We start from the raw sequence: 13,129 nt of genomic DNA, 5'->3' as shown, positions 1-13,129 counted from the left end.
GGTACGGAAAACGCCCGGGCGCTGGCACGCCCGGCCGGGTGGGCTTCTCACGGAGCTGAGAACCCATGTGCGAGAAAACCACCGACGAACTTGAAACGCTCGAAAATCTCGACGCCCGCGACGTGCGCGCTCTCACCGAGCACCTGCTGCCCCACGCGGTCGGCGGCGGCGTGTACGAAATCTACAGTGAGGAGGGCACGCGGTACGAGGTCGACCACATTGAGGGGCGCTGCACCTGCCCCGATTACCAGCACCGCTCGCCCGAGGGCGGCTGCAAGCACGTCCGACGGGTCCAATTCTGGACCGGCGCCCGCGACGCGCAGCTCGGCGCCGTGCTCGATGCGGCGGACGACGAGCGCGCGTTTGACGAGCGCCTCATCGCTCGGTTTGACGAGCGGCGGGCGCGGGTCGAGGCGGCGGTCGCGGCGACGGCTGAGACGGGCGCTGTGGCGACTGACGGCGGGCGTGTGACCGTCGAGGGGGACGACTGAGATGGACCGAGAGCTCGCGGAGCTCCGGCGCGGGTACCGGCGTGAGCGGGCGGCAATGGCGCGCGACGCGGCGCCCGAGCCGCGCGACGACGGCAGGCGGGCCGACGAGACGGAGCCCGGCGCGGCGGCGTTCGACGCGGTCGAGCGGGCGGACGCGCTCGGGCTCAACCACGGCGCGCGGTGTGACCGCAACGACGGGGACGCGCTGGCCGAGTCGGACCACGACGCGCTGCTGGCCTGCTGGAGGTGTTGGTACCTCGCCGAGACGGCAGCGGACGACTGAGCCCGTCACTCTTCTCCCATTCTATTTATCACGGAGTTTTTCTATTGTTTCAGAGTTTTGTGTGAGCTTCTTAAGGATGTCAGGGTGTTGAGTGAGTGTGTCGAGGGCGTTAAGCGCTTCCTGTGTGCTTTCGTCGTCTGGGTCCACTCGGGCGTAGGACTGTTTCAGGTCGGTATCGATTTTGTCTTCAATAGCCTTCGCATCGGGAGTGAACACCTGCCCACAGTTGGGACACGCCTTCGCGCCGGGAGCAAGTGGCTCGTCGCAGGTCGGGCACGGACCTTTGGGCGTGAGCGGCGAGTCGTCCTCGGACGGCTCGCGGAGTCCTGCCGCCACCTCGGCGCGCTCGATGTGGTCTTCATCCGACAGGTGGGAGTAGGTCGTTTCCATGACCCGCGAGCTGGGCGAATGACCGATAAAATGTTTGACTGTTTCGTCGGGCAGACCATAATCTCTCTTACATATGGTGACGAAATTGTGCCGCATCATGTGTGGGTGCGTCGGCTTGCGGTTGATGGACGGATTGTCGGCGGCGTCAACAAGGCGGTCAACGACGCGCCGAATAGTTGACCCGGCGACCGGGCTGGAGGGGTCAGACTTCCCGTACTTTGGTCGGCCCGTGATGAGGTAGGCGTCGGGGTTGTCGCTCTCCGGATGGTAGGAAAGCCAGTCGCGGACGGGTTTGACAGCAGCTAACAGCGGCCGCCGCTGTCCGTACTTTTCAACGCCTTTCAGGCCGTCTGTTCGGTCGGTGTTGACCTGCCATTCGCCTTCCTGTGGATAAACGTCGCCAATGCGGAGTGTACGGAGGGCGTTGTTCCGCATTCCGGTGTATATGAGCAGCGCGAATACGGCGCGGTCGCGCGGATTATCGGCGCTGTTGAGTAACTCGTGGATTTCGTCGGGCGTAAGCATATCGTCAGGGCTAAACGCACTTTCGTTCGGCGTGTCTATCATAGTAATCTCGTCAGGGTCAGGTCCGCCCTCGTAATAAGTGTAGAATTTGCGGAAGGCCGTTGAATAGCCGTGAACGGTCCACTCGGAGCGGTCAGCGTCGCTGAGCGATTGAAGAATCCCGTTCACGTCGTCAGCGGTAGCGTCAGTGAGCGTGATTCGTCGGGCTGCTTCGGTGAGACGGGAGATGTAGACGTTGCAGGTTCCGGTTTTCAGAGTCGAGTCGTTGCCGGGCGGCGTTTCCAGCAGGTCGTTTGGGTTGTAGGCGGCGATGAATGACTTGATGGCGTCGTGGTCGTCAGTGTCGATTTCGCCGTCTTCTGCGCTCTCCGCGAGCGTGGTAAGTCGGCTTTTCAGTTCGCTTTGGGGCGTGGCTGTCATGACGCTAAGTCACACACGGTCTGCTGAATCAAAAAAGTTCCGTGCAACCTATGAATGAAAATCGTGGAGCTTCATGCACTCGAAACGGCGTCCGCCGGTCGCTTAAATCCCGCCGGTTCGGTTCCGACGGCGGGGTCTGTCGGTCCTCACTCGATCGCGTAGAACCGCACCAGCCCGCAGTCCGGACACCGCCGGGGCGTCACGTCGAGCGCCTCCTTGAGCCCAACCGCCGCGAGCACGTCGTCGCCGTCCGCCTCGGTCCTGACCCGCAGTTCGCCCTGCCCCGTGAACAGTTCGGCGTCCTCCAGCGCGACGTCGCAGTCCGGACAGCGCGGGTCGCCTGCCATACGCTTTGGTCGTCGACGCGGCGCGAAAAACGTGTCGGTGTTCGGAACGGTCCGGCTCAGAGGTCGGCGTAGAGCCGCACGAGGCCACACTCCGGACAGAGCCGCGGCGAGACGTCGAGAGACTCGTTCATCCCGAGCGACCCCAGCAGGCCCTCGCGCTTCTCGTCGGTCTGGACGCTGAGTTCGTAGCCGCCGCCAGTTCGAACGTCGACGCCTTCCATCGTCACGCCGCAGTCGGGACAGCGCGGGTCGGTCGCCATACGCGACCCGACGGCCCCACTCCACTTAAATTTCAGTTCGTCGAGACGATGTCGATGACGTCCCGGGCGTCGAGCCGGGTGTTCGCGCCAACCTGGCGGTTGCTCCGACAGTCGATGCCGTGGAGAAAGCCCTCCCCGAGGTCCGAGTGGATGTGGTAGGCGAAGTCCTCGGCGGTCGACCCCTCAGGCAGGAGAAAGCAGTCGGGCAACACCTCGCCGCGCTCGTTGCCGAGCCCGTTCGCGCCGCCCGGGAACACCGGCACCATCCCGAGCTCGTCGAACAGCGCGGTTTCGAGCGCGCGCTGGACGCCGGTGCCGTCGTACTCGGCGACGAACCCCTCGATGGCTTCGAGCCCCTCGCGCTGGTCGCCCGAGACGTCGCCCACGATGTCGAACTCCCCGTCGCCCGGCCGGTAGTCGACCGCGCCCTGCTCGTCGGCTTTCTTGAGCGCCTTCTCGGCGTGGGCGCTGACCGGGACCACCGTCAGGTGCTCGTAGTCGGGGTCGGAGGTGATCGCCTCGTAGTTTTCCTGGGCCTCGGGGGTGTCCATCTTGTTCGCCGCGATCACCATCGGCTTCGTCTCCGTGCGGATCGCGCGGGCGAGGTCCTCCCGATCGGTCTCGTCCCACGTCGCCGGGTCGAGTTCGAGGTCGAGCGAGAGGATCTCGCGTTTGATCTCGTCTTTGTTGATCCGGAACGCGCTCATCTGCTCGGCGAGTTCGACCTCGATCTCGTCGTCCTCGCCGTCGTAGCCCGACTCGTAGCGCTCGATCCCCTTCTCGAGCACTTCGAGATACCACATGTCGAGTTCGCCTTCGAGGAAGTCGATGTCCTCGCGGGGGTCGTGGTCCTCGACCGGCTCGCCTTCGAGGTCGGTCGTCCCCGAGAAGTCGACGACGTGGACCAGCACGTCGGCCTCGTTGAGGTCGGTCAGAAACTGGTTGCCGAGCCCGCGGCCCTCGTGGGCGCCGGGGACCAGCCCGGCCACGTCGACGAGCTTCGTCGGGACGAACCGGGTGCCGTCCTCGCAGAACCCCACGTTCGGGGTGCACTCCTCGTCGAACTCCGGGGCGGCGCAGTCGACCCGGACGTACGCCTCGCCGACCGCGGGGTCGATGGTCGTGAAGGGGTAGGCGCCCTCGGGCACGTCGTTCATCGTCGCGGCGTTGAAGAACGTGGACTTTCCGACGGACGGTTTCCCGACCAGTCCGATCTTGTAGCTCATTAGGCCGTGAGTGGCGGCGGCGGGGTAAAACCCCTGCTAAAGCCCAGAGCGATCGCGAACAGTCCTCACGATGGTCGGTACCAACCCCCACTCTCTGGCAGGACCTTTTTGCCGGCCCCCGTCGTCGGATCGGCGGATGCTGTACGCATCGGTGACCTCGCTGTCGAGGCCGCGTCGGACGGACCAACGAAGCGCCGGGAGTCCCGAGCGATGGACGTGAGAGCGCTCCGCGAGCGAGCGCTCGCGGTCGCCGACCACCTCTCGTTTCTCGCGCAGTGGATGCTCTACGTCGCGGTGAGCGCCCTCTCGCCCCTCTGGGAGCGCGACGACCGGCTGTGGGCGTTCGGCGCGCGCGGCGGGGAGGCGTTCGCGGACAACAGCAAGTACCTCTTTCTCCGCGTCGCGGCCGATCACCCCGATATCCGGCCGGTCTGGCTCTCGAAGGACCGGGCGGTCGTCGCGGAGCTCCGGCGGGCCGGCTACGAGGCGTACCACTGTTACTCGCTTCGCGGGCTGGCGGTCAACCTCCGGGCCGGCGCCGTGTTCCTCACGCAGGGCCACCGCGACCTCGCCATGCCCTGCTGTGCCGGGGCACTGACGGTACTGCTGTGGCACGGCATTCCCCTGAAACACGTCTCGTGGGACGCGGGGTTCGCCGACGCGCCCGCGCCGGTCCGGGCCGGCCACGCCGCGATGGCTCGGGCGTTCGACCTCCTGACCGTCCCCGGCGACGGCACGATCCGACCCTTCGAGTCCGGACTCGGGGTCGCCCGCCCGAAGATGGTCGCGACGGGCTACCCCCGCAACGACGCGCTACTGGGGTCGATCCCGGGCGAGGATCTGGGCACCGACGCGGCGGCGCTCGCGCGGGTCCGGTCGATCGCGGCCGACCATCGAGTGGTCTGTTACCTCCCGACGTATCGGGAGTGGGACCCCGGGGCGATCGCCGCGAACGTCGACTTCGAGGCGCTCGAAGAGTTCCTCGCCGAGCGCGAGGCCTACCTCGTCGTCAAGCCCCACCCGAAAGAGAGCCTCGACCTCCCGGAGGGACTCTCGCGGGTGGTGGCGCTCCCCGAACCGACGGACGTCTACCCCCTGCTCCGGGCGGTCGACGCGCTGGTCACCGACTACTCGTCGGTGTACTTCGACTTCCTCCTCCGGAACCGGCCGGTGGCGTTCTACGCCTTCGACCTCGATCGGTACCGCGCCGAACGGGGGTTCTACTTCGACTACGAGGCGGTCACGCCGGGACCGGTCGCCCGGACGTTCCCGGAACTGCTGGCGGCGCTCGACCGGACGCTCGACGCCGCGGCGGCCGGACCCGACGCGGACCCCGACGCGACCCGCCGGCGGGCGCTCGGAGAGGCGTTGTTCGAGCGTTCGGATCCCGACTACTGCCGGGCGGACGCGGTGTATCGAGTCGTCCGGCGACGGCTGGCGGCCTCGAACGCGTCGTGAGAAAAACGCTCGTCTCAGTCCAGCGCGGCGGTCGCGGCGCCGCCGAGCGCGCCGAATGCGACGGGGTAGACCAGTCCCGCGAGCAGGACGCCGGTCACCGGATCGGGCGCGATCGCGGCGCCGGTGTCGCCGAGGGCGTGGGTCGCGAGGAACGCGACCGCGACCGACGCCGGGAGGTAGCCCGCGACGACGGTCGCGCCGGCGGTCGCGCGGTCGAGGAGGCTCCCCCGCCGGTCGTAAGCCACCAACGCGCCGGCGACCGCGAGCGCCAGCGCGGGGGCCGCGACGAGCGCGATCGGCCCGTCGCCGCCGGTCACGAAGTTGACCATCCGGCTCCCGCCCGCCACGGTCGGAAAGCGCACGTCGACGAAGTGGGCGTTCAGAAAGAGCCACGAGACCCCCTTCCAGACCGGGACGCTCCCGCCGCCGAGCAGTTGGGAGACGAATCCCACGCCCCGCAACGCCTCCGAGACCTCGGCGGCCTTCCAGACGTACGCCACCAGATACCCGGCGAGCCACGCCGTGACGCCCGCCATCGCGCCGCAGGCGAGTCGCCCGCGCGTGAACACGCCGCGAACGGCCGAACGGTCCTCAGTTACCGACATAGTCGGGGCCACCGACCGGTCCGGTGAATAGTTTGTGGCTCGGTCAGTGGGAGAACACCAACAGTCGGTCGGGTTCGCGAACCACGCAGAACCGCCCGTCGGGGCGCTCGAAGCTGTTGTGCCGACGCTCGGAGACGAGGAGGTCGGCGAACGGCTCCTCGCAGGCCGGACAGTCGAGCCCCTTGCGGTTCTCCCAGAGCTCGCGCTCGCCGGTGTCGCGGTGGAGCTTGAGCGCGTGGCGGTGGTCGTGAACGTCGAAGACCTCGCCGGTCACTCCTCGTCACCCCGGTTTTGCGCCCACTGCTCGCGGGTGACGGTGTAGCGGTGGGCGTCGGCCGGCCCGTCGGGGTCGGGGTGGTAGTTTCTGAGCCGTCCCTCGTGTTGGCCGCCGTGGGCCTCGACGTACTTCTCGATCGCCCGCCGGGACTTCTCGTTGCCCGCGTGGTGGGTCACCGCCACGAGTTCGAGGTCGAGTCGGTCGAACGCGACCTCCATCAGCGCGGCGGCGCGCTCGCCGGAGTACCCCCGACCCCAGAAGGGCTTGCGGAGCCACGCGCCGAGCACCCCGGTCCGGCGGTCCCACTCGGGGTGGAGCCCGGTCGCTCCCGCGATCTCGCCCGCGCCGTCCTCGCCCGCTTTCGGGCGGATGACGTACGTCGCGTCCTCGCCGTTCGCGCGCGCGGTCTCTTGGGCTTCGACGAACTCGAGGGTCTCTTTGGGCGTCTCGTGGGGCTCCCACGAGATGTGCTCGGTGATCTCCTCGATGTGGGGATTGTGGTGCGAGCAGTGCCGGTAGAGCGCCAGTACGTCGACGTTTTCGGTCGTGAGCGGTTCGAGGACGAGCCGCTCGGTCTCGATGCGCTCGGGGAACATGTCCGGAGCGTCGGAGCGCCCGGAGAAAAGCGTTGTCCGTGCGTGCGAGCGCGTGGCAGGCCATCGGGCGTCGCTGCAACGGAGAGCGTCTCGCAGTCCGCAACCAGTATCACCACTCTATGCGGTACACCCCCGGTGGGTGGTTTGGTGGGTGAACGAGCGATTTTGGGGAAATATTTTACGCTTACCCATCGTAGGAGAGCGTATGTCCGATGCGACGCTCGACGACCGGGGACGGCTGACGCTCCCGAAGGAGATTCGAGAACGATACGGAGACCACTACCACGTCGTCGACCTCCACGACGGAATCAAACTGATTCCGGTCGCAGACGACCCTCTTGACGCGCTGCGAGACGAGTTTTCCGAGGTCGAGAAGACGCCAGAGGAACTCAGAGCGGAAGCACGTGAAGCGACACTGGACGAAGCTGGGCGCTAAATGTACGCTGAAACAGATTTCTTGCTGGCCCTCATCAAAGACGAAGACTGGCTCGGAGACACCGCCGAAGCGGTTTACCGCGACCACAGAGACGAGCTGTGGACGTCGCAGTTCACGCTCATCGAACTTCTCTTCGTGGCTTACCGCGAGGACCGCGACACAGAACGGGTAGTCACGAACGCCGCAAACCTCGTCGAAGTTCGTGGCGATTTGGATACGGTCGTCGCGGCGGCCACGTACGTCGAAGATCACGGATTCGCCCCGTTCGACGCGCTCCACCTCGTCGAATCTGATGGCGACACTATCGTCTCCAGCGACCGTACGTACGAAGACTTCTCTCCGCGACTCGACCTGAAAGCGGAGAACGAGGAGTAACGCTCCGCAACCACTAAACGCCGCTCGCCCCTACCGACGCCCAATGACCGACTGGACCGAGAAGTACCGGCCCTCGACCCTCTCGGAGGTCCGCGGGAACAACAAGGCCCGCGACCAGCTAAAGGAGTGGGCCGAGACGTGGGACGACCACCGGGACGCCGTCATCGTCCACGGGCGTCCCGGCGTCGGCAAGACCTCGGCGGCCCACGCACTGGCGGCCGACATGGGGTGGCCGACCATCGAACTCAACGCCAGCGACCAGCGCACCGCCGACGTGGTCGAGAAGCTCGCGGGCGGGGCCTCACAGAATCGGGCGCTGACCGGCGGCGCCGACGGCCGCCAGCTCATCGTCATGGACGAGGCCGACAACCTCCACGGCAACGTCGACCGGGGCGGCTCGCGGGCGATCGGCGACGTGGTCCGGGCGGCGGGCCAGCCGATGGTGCTCATCGCAAACGAGTTCTACGACATGTCGAAATCGCTTCGAAACGCCTGCGAGACGATCGAGTTCCGGGACGTGTCCGCCCGGTCGATCGTGCCCGTCCTCCGGGACATCTGCCGGCAGGAGGGCGTCGAGTTCGACGACGACGCGCTCCGGGCGATCGCGGACAAGAACAGCGGCGACCTGCGCTCGGCGGTCAACGACCTCCAGGCGGTCGCCGAGACAAGCGAGCGCCTGACCGAGGCCGACGTGGAGGTCACCGGCGAGCGCGACGACACCAGCGGCATCTTCGATTTCCTCGACGCGCTGTTCAAAGAAGAGGACGCCCGAGGGGCGCTCAGGCAGTCCTACGACGTCGACGAGACGCCCGACGACATGCTGAACTGGGTCGAGGACAACGTCCCGAAAGACTACGAGGGCGAGGAGCTCGCGGTCGCGTACGACTTTCTCGCGAACGCCGACAAGTGGCTCGGCCGAGTCCGGGCCTCCCAGGACTACTCGTACTGGCGCTACGCCGGCGACAACATCGCGGGCGGGGTCGCCGCCGCCCGCCGCGGGGAGAAGGGCGGGTGGACCCGCTACGGCCCGCCGAGCTACTGGCGGAAACTCGGGAGTTCGAAGGGCAACCGCAAGAAGCGCGACTACGTCGCCCGGAAGATCGCGGCGGCCGACGGCGTGAGCATGTCGACCGCCCGCCGGGAGATGCTCCCGTTCCTGGCGGCGATGACCCACCACTGCAAGAACCGCGAGCTGACCGTGGCGATGACCGCGAAGTACGACCTCGACGCCGAACACGTCTCGTTCGTGACGGGGAGCGGCGAAGACACGAACAAGGTACAGGACGTCGTGGCCGACGCCGAGACGCTCCGCGAGGAGCGGGCGGTCGAACACTCGGGCGGCGCGTTCGAGGGGAGCTTCGGTTCACAGTCGAACGGGGGCGACGGCGCGGACGAGAGCGAGGCGTCCGACGACGCCGAGTCTGGGGCCGAGGAGTCGGCGGGCGACGACGGGGGGACCGACGACACCCAGGCGGGGCTGACCGACTTCGGCTAGCTCCGGGGCCACACCAGAATCTCGCCGTCCCCGCGGACGGTGACGTCGTGGCGCTCGTACTCGAAGGTGATGCTCGTCTCCGTCTCCCGGTCGCGCATGGACGCGACGAACGCGTGGAGCGCGTCGGGGTCCATGTACTCGTAGAGGGGCGCCAGCTCGGTGACCGCGTCGCCGGTCGCCCGAGAGATCGCGCAGGTGATCGCCGAGTCGAGGGTCTCGGTACCCGACCAGTCGGCCTGCACCCGGAGGGGCGCCTGTCGTGTCTCGCGGTCGTACTCTGTCGCGTTCGTCGGCTGCGTTTCGGTCTTCGACATTGTGTCTCGCCGATTTCGCCTTGGACTGACAGCGGTTTCAACCCCCGAAACCCTGAAAGCCGATTGGCGGAGGTGGGTCCGGGTTGTGCCGAATTCACCGCGAATTTAGCGTCGTATCGATCCCATACTCCGAGTAAGGAGCCGATACTATCGAGAAACGGGGCGTGGAACAGACACGCGCTCGATAAGTCGATCCTAATTAGCGCAACCCATTTTTTCGTGCGCGTCGGAGACTCACGACGAATGGGGGCTCGACAGTTCGGGGCGGTGCTGGCGGTCGTCGTCTGCCTGACGGCCGCCGTCGGTGGACCCGGCGTGACGGCCGCCGCGTCCCAGACCGCGACGCCGGACGTCACCGCCGACACCATCATCCTCGACGTGCAGGTCCACGAGAACGGGACCGCGACGTGGGCGGTCGCCTACCGGACGCGACTCGACGACGGCGAGACCGCCGCCGCGTTCGAGAGTCTCAGAGACGACGTCGAGAACAACTCGACAGAGTACACCGACCAGTTCACCGATCGGATGGCGAGCACGATCGCGAGCGCCGAGCGCGCCACCGGTCGCAACATGACCGGCGAGAACTACACCGTCGACGCCGAGATCCGCCAGTTCCCCCAGCGGTACGGCGTCGTCACCTACTCGTTCCAGTGGCACCAGTTCGCCGATACGGCGGGCGACCGGCTCCGGATCGGCGACGCGATCGGCGGGCTCCCGCTCGACGACAAGACCCGACTGCTGATCTCGTGGCCCCAGAGCTACGAGGCGACGGCGATTCGACCGCCGCCCGACGAGGAGCGAAACGGGACCGCGGTGTGGATCGGCGAACTGACCTTCGGCCGCGACGAGCCCCGGATCGTGGTCGCGCCGCCCGCGACCGGCCCGCAGGTGCCGTGGCGGGCGGTCGGCGCCGCGGTCGGCGCGCTCGGTGTTCTCGGGGCCGCGGTCGCCGGCGGCTGGTGGCTCTACCGCCGCGAGGAGGTCGGCGACCCCGACGACGACATGCCCGAGGAACTGTTGAGCAACGAAGAGCGGGTGTTGCGACTGCTCGAACGCCGCGGCGGGCGCGTCAAACAGAAGGCGATCGTCGAAGAGCTCGGGTGGACCGAGGCCAAGACGAGTCAGGTGGTTGGAAGCCTCCGCGAGCAGGGGAAAATAGAGAGCTTCCGGCTCGGCCGCGAGAACGTCCTCGCGCTCCCGCAGGAGGAGCTTTGAGGGGTGAACGCCGCTTAATTCGGGTTAATCCGGGTTCAGTAACGGCGGCTTATTGGCGGTTGGGGCCGTGGAAACGATCGATGAAAGCCGCGGTAATCGCGATTGCGGGCGTGATGGTCATGGCGTCGATCGCCCCGGTCGCGGCCGCCGACCGACCGACCGAGCCCGACGGCGACGAGCCGTGGGCCGACCCCGAGTGGCCGGGCCAGGAGACGACCAGCGAGAACAACACCACCGTCGCGCCGGGCCAGCATCTCGCCGGCGCGGTCGGCGCGCAGGGCGCGACCGTCGAGGGCGAACTCTGGAACCGGAGCCTCTCCGAGCGGTTGGCGAACGCGACCGGCGACGCCGATCGCGCGCGGGTCCTCGCCGACGAGGTCGGGACCATCGAGGCGTACGTCGAGCGTCTCGAGGCGATCCGAGCCAACCTGACCGAGGCTCGGGACGCACACGAGCTGTCGGCGGGCGAGTACCGGTCGTCGGTCTCCGAGCTCGTGATCCGGGCCCGCGGCGTCGAGGTCCGGGCCAATCGGACCGTCCGCGCCGCCGAGACGCTCCCGGAAGTGATGCGCGACACCTACGACGTCGACCTCGAACGCGCTCGGAACCTCTCGACGCGGGCCCGCGACCTCTATCGGTTCGACGACCGGGTCGGCCGCGAGGTGGCCAACGAGACGCTCGACGACGGGCGCGACGAGCCGACGCTTCCGGCGGGCGAGCGACGCACGGTCAGCGAGGCCTGACCGAACCTCTGCCCGAGCGCGACTCCGGAACAGCCCGCCCGCGACGGCGGCGCTGACAGCGTCGGGCGTCACCGAACCCGCGAGAGGAACCGCTGGGCCCGGTCGGTCTCGGGGCGCTCGAAGAACTCCGGGGGCGGCGCCGACTCCACGATCCGGCCGTCGGACATCAACACGACGCGGTCGCCCACCTCGCGGGCGAACCCCATCTCGTGGGTCACGACCAGCATCGTCATCCCCTCGTCGGCGAGCGCCCGCATCACTTCGAGCACTTCCCCGACGAGCTCGGGGTCGAGCGCGGAGGTGACCTCGTCGAACAGCATCACGCTCGGGTCCATCGCCAGCGCCCGGGCGATGGCGACCCGCTGTTGCTGGCCGCCCGACAGCTCGGCGGGGTACGAGTCGGCCTGCTCGGCCAGCCCGACCTCCGCGAGCAGGTCTCGGCCACGCCGGATCGCTTGCTCGGCCGGGAGCCCGCGAACGCGGATCGGCGCGAGCGTGACGTTCTCCAGAGCGGTCTTGTGCGGGAAGAGGTTGAAGTGCTGGAACACCATCCCGACCCGCTGGCGGAGCCGATTGACGTCCACGTCGGGGTCGGTGATCGACTCCCCCTGAATCCGGACCTCGCCCGACTGGACCTCCTCCAGCCGGTTCACGCACCGCAGGAGCGTCGACTTGCCCGAGCCGCTCGGGCCGACGATCACGACGACCGCGCCGTCCTCGACCGCGAGGTCGACGTCTTTCAGGACGTGGGTCTCGCCGAAGTACTTGTTCACGCCGTCGAAGGCGACCGCCGGGGCCGAGTCACGCACGGTCGGCCCCCCATTCGGCGCGGTCTTCGAGGTACTGGACGAGCCACATCAGCGGGAGCGTGATGGCGAGGTACGTCACCGCGACCAGCACGATCGGCGTCCACGCGTCGAACTGGTTCGAGTTGACCTCCCGGAAGACGGTGAGTATCTCTGGGAACGCGATGACGGTCAGAAGCGAGGTGTCTTTCACCAGGATCACCTGATCGTTGCCGATGGCCGCAAGCGCGTTGCGCCACGCCTGTGGCAGGACGATCTCGCGCATCGAGTCGACGTACGACATCCCGAGCGATCGGGCGGCCTCCATCTGGCCTTCCGGGACGGCGTTGATGCCGCCCTTGACCGCCTCGCCGACGTAGGCGGCGTGGTTCAGCGTGAGCGCGACGACCGCCGTGATGAAACTCCAGTCGATCGAGAGGACGCCCGGGACGACCGTCCAGCTCTGGCTGATCGGGAACTGGCCCGGCGGCCACAGCGACGGGATGCCCAGATAGATGATGAAAAGCTGGAACAGGAGCGGCGTCCCCCGGAAGAACTGGACGTACGCGGTGGCGATCGAGTAGGTCAGCGACGTCCGGGAGACCCGACCGAGGCCGACGAACACCCCGGCCGTGACCGCGAGCACGCTGGAGATGACCACGACCATCAGCACCCGGAGAAACGCGAACACGAATCGCGGAAAGACCGCGGCCAGCAGGTCGTAGTCGACGTAGTCGACCAACACGAGCCCGACGAAGCCCGCGACGGCCAGGGTGAACACGACCGCGACCGCGAGCCCCGCGATCCTGACGCGTTCGTCGGTCAGCAGGCCGTCTCCGGCGGTCTCCTCGACCGACGCGTCGTCGGCGTACGTCTCCCCCATCGCGA

At 67.6% G+C, this 13,129-nt stretch carries 18 protein-coding genes; 8 read left to right on the top strand and 10 right to left on the bottom strand.

Features of this window, described 5'->3' with window-relative positions; translation table 11 throughout:
• Window positions 1–65 precede the first annotated feature (65 nt).
• On the top strand, window positions 66–491 hold the full coding sequence (locus tag EPY72_RS12515; RefSeq protein ID WP_135806647.1) for a hypothetical protein: 426 nt from the start codon (window positions 66–68) through the stop codon (window positions 489–491).
• A 1-nt stretch (window position 492) separates the two neighbouring features.
• Window positions 493–774 carry a hypothetical protein gene (locus tag EPY72_RS12510; RefSeq protein WP_135806646.1) on the top strand — a complete coding sequence of 94 codons (282 nt, stop codon included), beginning with the start codon at window positions 493–495 and terminating at the stop codon, window positions 772–774.
• 21 nt (window positions 775–795) lie between these two features.
• Here EPY72_RS12510 and EPY72_RS12505 read toward each other — a convergent pair whose 3' ends face one another.
• The 4 genes from EPY72_RS12505 to EPY72_RS12490 all read right to left on the bottom strand — a co-directional run bounded on the left by EPY72_RS12505 (window position 796) and on the right by EPY72_RS12490 (window position 3,942).
• Window positions 796–2,109 carry a tyrosine-type recombinase/integrase gene (locus tag EPY72_RS12505; RefSeq protein WP_135806645.1) on the bottom strand — a complete coding sequence of 438 codons (1,314 nt, stop codon included), beginning with the start codon at window positions 2,107–2,109 and terminating at the stop codon, window positions 796–798.
• A gap of 146 nt (window positions 2,110–2,255) precedes the next feature.
• Complete coding sequence (locus tag EPY72_RS12500; RefSeq protein ID WP_134671251.1) at window positions 2,256–2,456, bottom strand: hypothetical protein; 201 nt, start codon at window positions 2,454–2,456, stop codon at window positions 2,256–2,258.
• A gap of 56 nt (window positions 2,457–2,512) precedes the next feature.
• Window positions 2,513–2,716: a hypothetical protein gene (locus tag EPY72_RS12495; protein ID WP_134671250.1), complete on the bottom strand. Its 204-nt coding sequence runs from the start codon at window positions 2,714–2,716 to the stop codon at window positions 2,513–2,515.
• 32 nt (window positions 2,717–2,748) lie between these two features.
• Window positions 2,749–3,942: a redox-regulated ATPase YchF gene (locus EPY72_RS12490; protein WP_134671249.1), complete on the bottom strand. Its 1,194-nt coding sequence runs from the start codon at window positions 3,940–3,942 to the stop codon at window positions 2,749–2,751.
• A gap of 210 nt (window positions 3,943–4,152) precedes the next feature.
• Between EPY72_RS12490 and EPY72_RS12485 the strand changes: the two genes are divergently transcribed.
• Window positions 4,153–5,400: a CDP-glycerol glycerophosphotransferase family protein gene (locus EPY72_RS12485; RefSeq protein WP_135806644.1), complete on the top strand. Its 1,248-nt coding sequence runs from the start codon at window positions 4,153–4,155 to the stop codon at window positions 5,398–5,400.
• 14 nt (window positions 5,401–5,414) lie between these two features.
• Here the strand turns inward: EPY72_RS12485 and EPY72_RS12480 are convergent, their stop codons facing one another.
• The 3 genes from EPY72_RS12480 to EPY72_RS12470 are packed head-to-tail and all read right to left on the bottom strand — an operon-like array spanning window position 5,415 to window position 6,878.
• Window positions 5,415–6,005 (bottom strand): DUF7978 family protein, encoded by a 591-nt coding sequence (locus EPY72_RS12480; RefSeq protein WP_135806643.1) that lies wholly within the window; start codon window positions 6,003–6,005, stop codon window positions 5,415–5,417.
• 43 nt (window positions 6,006–6,048) lie between these two features.
• A complete protein-coding gene (locus EPY72_RS12475) occupies window positions 6,049–6,279 on the bottom strand; it encodes a DUF7385 family protein (RefSeq protein ID WP_134671246.1) in 231 nt (76 codons plus the stop codon).
• A complete protein-coding gene (locus EPY72_RS12470) occupies window positions 6,276–6,878 on the bottom strand; it encodes a GNAT family N-acetyltransferase (protein WP_135806642.1) in 603 nt (200 codons plus the stop codon). The genes EPY72_RS12475 and EPY72_RS12470 overlap by 4 nt, the downstream gene beginning before the upstream one ends.
• A gap of 205 nt (window positions 6,879–7,083) precedes the next feature.
• On the opposite strand from EPY72_RS12470, the gene EPY72_RS12465 reads away from it, so the two are divergent.
• The 3 genes from EPY72_RS12465 to EPY72_RS12455 are packed head-to-tail and all read left to right on the top strand — an operon-like array spanning window position 7,084 to window position 9,184.
• Window positions 7,084–7,314 carry an AbrB/MazE/SpoVT family DNA-binding domain-containing protein gene (locus tag EPY72_RS12465; RefSeq protein WP_134671244.1) on the top strand — a complete coding sequence of 77 codons (231 nt, stop codon included), beginning with the start codon at window positions 7,084–7,086 and terminating at the stop codon, window positions 7,312–7,314.
• Window positions 7,315–7,689 carry a type II toxin-antitoxin system VapC family toxin gene (locus EPY72_RS12460; RefSeq protein WP_135806641.1) on the top strand — a complete coding sequence of 125 codons (375 nt, stop codon included), beginning with the start codon at window positions 7,315–7,317 and terminating at the stop codon, window positions 7,687–7,689.
• A gap of 43 nt (window positions 7,690–7,732) precedes the next feature.
• On the top strand, window positions 7,733–9,184 hold the full coding sequence (locus EPY72_RS12455) for a replication factor C large subunit (RefSeq protein WP_135806640.1): 1,452 nt from the start codon (window positions 7,733–7,735) through the stop codon (window positions 9,182–9,184).
• Here the strand turns inward: EPY72_RS12455 and EPY72_RS12450 are convergent.
• Window positions 9,181–9,498: a HalOD1 output domain-containing protein gene (locus EPY72_RS12450; protein ID WP_167599454.1), complete on the bottom strand. Its 318-nt coding sequence runs from the start codon at window positions 9,496–9,498 to the stop codon at window positions 9,181–9,183. The two genes, EPY72_RS12455 and EPY72_RS12450, sit on opposite strands and share 4 nt — an antisense overlap.
• 243 nt (window positions 9,499–9,741) lie before the next feature.
• On the opposite strand from EPY72_RS12450, the gene EPY72_RS12445 reads away from it, so the two are divergent.
• Both EPY72_RS12445 and EPY72_RS12440 read left to right on the top strand, forming a co-directional pair.
• Complete coding sequence (locus EPY72_RS12445; protein ID WP_135806639.1) at window positions 9,742–10,713, top strand: helix-turn-helix transcriptional regulator; 972 nt, start codon at window positions 9,742–9,744, stop codon at window positions 10,711–10,713.
• Between the two features lie 80 nt (window positions 10,714–10,793).
• Entirely contained in the window at window positions 10,794–11,456 is a 663-nt protein-coding gene (locus EPY72_RS12440) for a hypothetical protein (protein WP_135806638.1), read from the top strand.
• 68 nt (window positions 11,457–11,524) lie between these two features.
• On the opposite strand, the gene EPY72_RS12435 is transcribed toward EPY72_RS12440, so the two are convergent.
• Together EPY72_RS12435 and EPY72_RS12430 are read right to left on the bottom strand one after the other, a co-directional pair.
• Window positions 11,525–12,265 carry an amino acid ABC transporter ATP-binding protein gene (locus EPY72_RS12435; RefSeq protein ID WP_134671239.1) on the bottom strand — a complete coding sequence of 247 codons (741 nt, stop codon included), beginning with the start codon at window positions 12,263–12,265 and terminating at the stop codon, window positions 11,525–11,527.
• On the bottom strand, window positions 12,258–13,124 hold the full coding sequence (locus tag EPY72_RS12430) for an amino acid ABC transporter permease (RefSeq protein ID WP_135806637.1): 867 nt from the start codon (window positions 13,122–13,124) through the stop codon (window positions 12,258–12,260). The genes EPY72_RS12435 and EPY72_RS12430 overlap by 8 nt, the downstream gene beginning before the upstream one ends.
• Window positions 13,125–13,129 lie beyond the last annotated feature (5 nt).

Source organism: Halorussus marinus (genome assembly GCF_004765795.1).
GTDB lineage: Archaea > Halobacteriota > Halobacteria > Halobacteriales > Haladaptataceae > Halorussus > Halorussus marinus.
This window is presented reverse-complemented; position numbering and strand designations above follow the sequence as displayed.

Excerpts from the sequence above, each read along its gene's own strand:
- EPY72_RS12515 (WP_135806647.1), top strand. The coding sequence starts at position 66 with ATGTGCGAGAAAACCACCGACGAACTTGAAACGCTCGAAAATCTCGAC.
- EPY72_RS12510 (WP_135806646.1), top strand. The coding sequence starts at position 493 with ATGGACCGAGAGCTCGCGGAGCTCCGGCGCGGGTACCGGCGTGAGCGG.
- EPY72_RS12505 (WP_135806645.1), bottom strand. The coding sequence starts at position 2,109 with ATGACAGCCACGCCCCAAAGCGAACTGAAAAGCCGACTTACCACGCTC.
- EPY72_RS12500 (WP_134671251.1), bottom strand. The coding sequence starts at position 2,456 with ATGGCAGGCGACCCGCGCTGTCCGGACTGCGACGTCGCGCTGGAGGAC.
- EPY72_RS12495 (WP_134671250.1), bottom strand. The coding sequence starts at position 2,716 with ATGGCGACCGACCCGCGCTGTCCCGACTGCGGCGTGACGATGGAAGGC.
- EPY72_RS12490 (WP_134671249.1), bottom strand. The coding sequence starts at position 3,942 with ATGAGCTACAAGATCGGACTGGTCGGGAAACCGTCCGTCGGAAAGTCC.
- EPY72_RS12485 (WP_135806644.1), top strand. The coding sequence starts at position 4,153 with ATGGACGTGAGAGCGCTCCGCGAGCGAGCGCTCGCGGTCGCCGACCAC.
- EPY72_RS12480 (WP_135806643.1), bottom strand. The coding sequence starts at position 6,005 with ATGTCGGTAACTGAGGACCGTTCGGCCGTTCGCGGCGTGTTCACGCGC.
- EPY72_RS12470 (WP_135806642.1), bottom strand. The coding sequence starts at position 6,878 with ATGTTCCCCGAGCGCATCGAGACCGAGCGGCTCGTCCTCGAACCGCTC.
- EPY72_RS12465 (WP_134671244.1), top strand. The coding sequence starts at position 7,084 with ATGTCCGATGCGACGCTCGACGACCGGGGACGGCTGACGCTCCCGAAG.
- EPY72_RS12460 (WP_135806641.1), top strand. The coding sequence starts at position 7,315 with ATGTACGCTGAAACAGATTTCTTGCTGGCCCTCATCAAAGACGAAGAC.
- EPY72_RS12455 (WP_135806640.1), top strand. The coding sequence starts at position 7,733 with ATGACCGACTGGACCGAGAAGTACCGGCCCTCGACCCTCTCGGAGGTC.
- EPY72_RS12450 (WP_167599454.1), bottom strand. The coding sequence starts at position 9,498 with ATGTCGAAGACCGAAACGCAGCCGACGAACGCGACAGAGTACGACCGC.
- EPY72_RS12445 (WP_135806639.1), top strand. The coding sequence starts at position 9,742 with ATGGGGGCTCGACAGTTCGGGGCGGTGCTGGCGGTCGTCGTCTGCCTG.
- EPY72_RS12440 (WP_135806638.1), top strand. The coding sequence starts at position 10,794 with ATGAAAGCCGCGGTAATCGCGATTGCGGGCGTGATGGTCATGGCGTCG.
- EPY72_RS12430 (WP_135806637.1), bottom strand. The coding sequence starts at position 13,124 with ATGGGGGAGACGTACGCCGACGACGCGTCGGTCGAGGAGACCGCCGGA.